Annotated in this window: 3 protein-coding genes; 2 read left to right on the top strand and 1 reads right to left on the bottom strand. The window is 52.3% G+C overall.

Annotation, left to right across the window (positions count from 1 at the left end):
• Positions 1–1933, bottom strand: a 1933-nt coding sequence (gene rlmKL, locus ACP5D0_RS08860) for a bifunctional 23S rRNA (guanine(2069)-N(7))-methyltransferase RlmK/23S rRNA (guanine(2445)-N(2))-methyltransferase RlmL (protein WP_472365366.1), incomplete at its 3' end; no start/stop codon positions are given.
• 205 nt (positions 1934–2138) lie between these two features.
• Between rlmKL and ACP5D0_RS08855 the strand changes: the two genes are divergently transcribed.
• Both ACP5D0_RS08855 and ACP5D0_RS08850 read left to right on the top strand, forming a co-directional pair.
• Positions 2139–3302 (top strand): lytic murein transglycosylase, encoded by a 1164-nt coding sequence (locus tag ACP5D0_RS08855; protein ID WP_472365364.1) that lies wholly within the window; start codon positions 2139–2141, stop codon positions 3300–3302.
• Positions 3303–3464 carry a hypothetical protein gene (locus ACP5D0_RS08850; protein ID WP_472365362.1) on the top strand — a complete coding sequence of 54 codons (162 nt, stop codon included), beginning with the start codon at positions 3303–3305 and terminating at the stop codon, positions 3462–3464. It abuts the gene before it with no gap.
• Positions 3465–3768 lie beyond the last annotated feature (304 nt).

The raw sequence follows: 3768 nt of genomic DNA, 5'->3' as shown, positions 1-3768 counted from the left end.
TCTCGGACGGGCTTTTAGACGAACCATCGGTTTCCTTGTCCAACCACTCCAAGACATTTTCCTGCTGCAAACGGTGCTGTCGTTCATCAATGTCATTACACATGAAATTATGCTTGGCCCAGTACAAATAGGTTTTCGACATATCCAAACTCAAACTGCTTTTGCACCCGGCTTTGACCGCTTCCGCCGTGGCGCTGGCGGTGTAACAAAACAGATTCAACAAACGTTTCCCACTGGCCAGCTTGGCCACTTCACGGCGCACGTCTCGGTGGTCTAAAAACAAACCGGTGTCCAGATAATCGGTGAAGTTGACGCGGATTTTGGTTTGGTTTTCCAACACGGTGAAAAAGGCTTTTTGCTCGTCCATTTTTTCGTACTGATCCTGACCTTTTTGCTGACTGCGTACCTTGAACACAATGCGTTCCGCCGCCACGTCAAACACTTCCGGTAGCACGGACAAAGCTTCATACAAACGGCGTTTGGCCTTGGTCGGGTTCACCGTTTTCGGCGGCGCGTATTCGGCCACCACCACCCACAAGCCACTTTCCAGCGTATCGTACAAATCAATCGCCAGGGCATATTCCGGGATGTCGGCATCGTAAACGCGGTAGGCGCGAATGTCCTGCTGCTTAACCCAGCTCTTTAGCCCTTTCATATTCTTGCGAATACGATTGGCGACCATGCGGGCATTGTCGGATTCGGCCAATTCAGGCTGCAAACGTCGGACTTGAGAAACCAAATCCGACTTGACCTGCAAGGCCGGTTGGCGAAAGAGGCTTTCGTCCAAATCAAAACGGAACAAGCGGCATTCCATGGCCCCGTTATAAAAGTCGTGCGACCGTTTGGCCTTAATGCCCAGATACATGCCCAGTTCGGTGTTGCACGTCAACACCGCCGCTTTCCAGTCTTTGAATTCCGACTTCAGGTAGTCACCCAGCTGCATGTAAATTTGCTTGACCGACTCTTCATCGCTCAGGCGCTCGCCGTAAGGCGGGTTGGTTACAATCAGACCAGTTGGCCAATCGCCCCATTTGCGACCCTGCTCAACGCTCATTTGCTTGATTTCAATCACATCGTCGTAGCCAGCGGCTTGAATGGCTTCTCGGGCAATGTCCAACGATTTATGAGAAATGTCCGAGCCGTAAATCATCGGCAAATGGCGCAAACCTTCGGTTTCACGTTGTTCGGCTTCTTCAACCAGATTTTCCCAAAGGACTTCGTCGTGCCCACGCCAATAGTTCAACAGCATGTCACCGGATTTGGCTAGGCCTGGTGCCGCATCGGACGCCATCATCGCCGCTTCAATCAGAAAGGTACCGGAACCGCACATGGGGTCATACAGCGAACCACCGCGTTTGGCGATTTCCGGCCAATTCGCCCGCATCAAAATCGCCGCCGCGACATTTTCCTTCAAGGGGGCCGTGACCTGCATGCCTTCGCGATAGCCACGCTGGTGCAAACTGTAACCGGCCAAATCCAGACTCAACGTCAAGTGGTTGCGATTGACGTGACCGTGCACACGAATGTCCGGCGTGGTCGCATCCACCGATGGACGCGTTTGGTAACGTTCGCGAAAGTAATCGACAAGGCCGTCTTTGATTTTCAGCGCACCGTAATGACTGTGCTCGATGCCCAGTCCTTTGCCGGAAAAGGTCACCGCAAAAGTGCCGTCCTGCGCCAGATGCTCAATCCAGTCGATGGAGGCCACCACGCCGCTCAGGGCTTCCTGATTCGCCACCTCGGTTTCCAGCAACACATAATACACGCGGTTGGCCAAACGCGACCAAAGGCACGTTCGGTAGCCCACCTCCAAAGCCCCTTCAAAGGTCGCCCCCGTCGGCTGAACTTTTATATTTTCCGCGCCAAAACCGGTCAACTCTTCACGAAGCAGTTCGTTCAAACCCGGCGCAGACGTTGCAAAAAAACGACACATTGAAATTACCCATCGACAAAACCGTTATTTTACTGCATTACGCTCAGTCACTTTAGTAAAATGGGCTTCCTCTTAAACGACACACTTTTATGCACTGCAAAGCCATGATTCGTCTATGACCTTTATGCCACCCATCTCACTTTCGCCAATCTCTCGAATAGTCTTAGCCCTTTTTTTCGGCTTCCTAATCGCACCTGCTGCGGTCATGGCTTATGAACCCCCTCCTCAATCCGAAGCCGACTTCCAGGCCTGGCTAAAATCGTTTAAACAGGTGGCGCGCCAAGAAGGCATTTCCCAAACCACGCTGGACAGTGCGTTTAAAAACGTCCATTTAAATGAACGCGTCCTCGAACTGGATCGTCGTCAGCCCGAGTTCACCCGCACTTTCTGGCAGTATTTCAATCGTGCCGTCACCGACTGGCGCATTGAAACCGGCCGCAAGCTCTATGAAAAATACCAGCCGCAACTGCAAGATGTCACCCGCCAATACGGCGTGCCGGGGCGATTTATCATTGCCCTCTGGGGCATGGAAACCAATTTCGGCGGCTACACCGGCACCACGCCCATTATCGAGTCGCTCGCCACCCTGTCTTACGACAAACGTCGCTCCGAATTTTTCCAAAAAGAACTGCTGGCCGCACTCACCATTCTGGAACAAGGCCACGTTCAACCGGAACAGATGAAAGGCTCCTGGGCCGGTGCCATAGGACAATGCCAGTTCATGCCGTCTAACTATTTGAAATACGCCGTGGATGCCGATGACTCCGGCCGTCGCGATCTGTGGAACAGCCTCACCGACGTTTTCTACTCAATGGGGAACTTTTTGGACATCCTCGGCTGGCAGCGCGAAGAAAACTGGGGGCGAGAAGTCACCCTGCCAGAAGGGTTTGACTATTCTTTAGCCGACGGCACCACGCAACGCACACTGCAGGCCTGGCAAAAACTTGGCTTAACCCTGGCCGACGGTCGCCCGCTGCCGGACGTGGATATGCCCGCCGCCCTGTTGCTGCCCTACGATTATCGCGGCCCGGCCTTTCTGGTGTTTCACAACTTTAACGTCATTAAACGCTGGAACCACTCCGACAGTTATGCCCTGGCCGTTGGTCATCTAGCCGATCGCATTGTCGGCCGCCCCGCGTTAACCAAAACCGCGCCGAAAGACGATCAATCCCTGACCCGAGCGCAGATTATCGAACTGCAGGAGCGCCTCGCCATGAGCGGCGAAGACATCGGCAAAATCGACGGCATTGCTGGCAGCCAAACCCGAAAAGCACTGCGTAACTTTCAGCTCAAAAACGGCTTACCCGCCGACGGCTACCCTTCCTTCCGAATGTTAACCATTCTGCAAAAAACGGTCAAAGAGCGGTAAATGAAAACGCCCAAACCCGATGTGTGCACCGAACCCGCTTATCTTTTCTGGAAGCTGCAAAGCCGTCTGACCAAGCTCGCCAATCAACTGGCCAAACTTGAAAACGCGATTTTAAACCGCTCGAACACTTTGAACTGCAGAGACACAGAGGCACAGAGATGATTGAGTGATTTGAGGGAAGTTGAAGTTGAACCACGAAGGCACGAAGTTTTTTGGGTTTTAAACGTTTAATTTCTCTGTGTCTCTGTGTCTCTGTGCTGAAAAAGCGGTTTCACCAGGCCTGGTGGATTTCGATTTGAACCACAAAGACGCGAAGGCATGAAGTCACGAAGTTTTTTTAGGATTTCAAATCACTGAAACAGCATTTAAATTTCTCTGTGTCTCTGTGTCTCTGTGGTGAAAAAACGGTTTGAACAGGCCTGGTGGATTTCGATTTGAACCACGAAGGCACGAAGCCACGAAGTTT

Origin of the sequence: Hydrogenovibrio sp. (assembly GCF_049975065.1) — a bacterium.
GTDB lineage: Bacteria > Pseudomonadota > Gammaproteobacteria > Thiomicrospirales > Thiomicrospiraceae > Hydrogenovibrio.
This window is presented reverse-complemented; position numbering and strand designations above follow the sequence as displayed.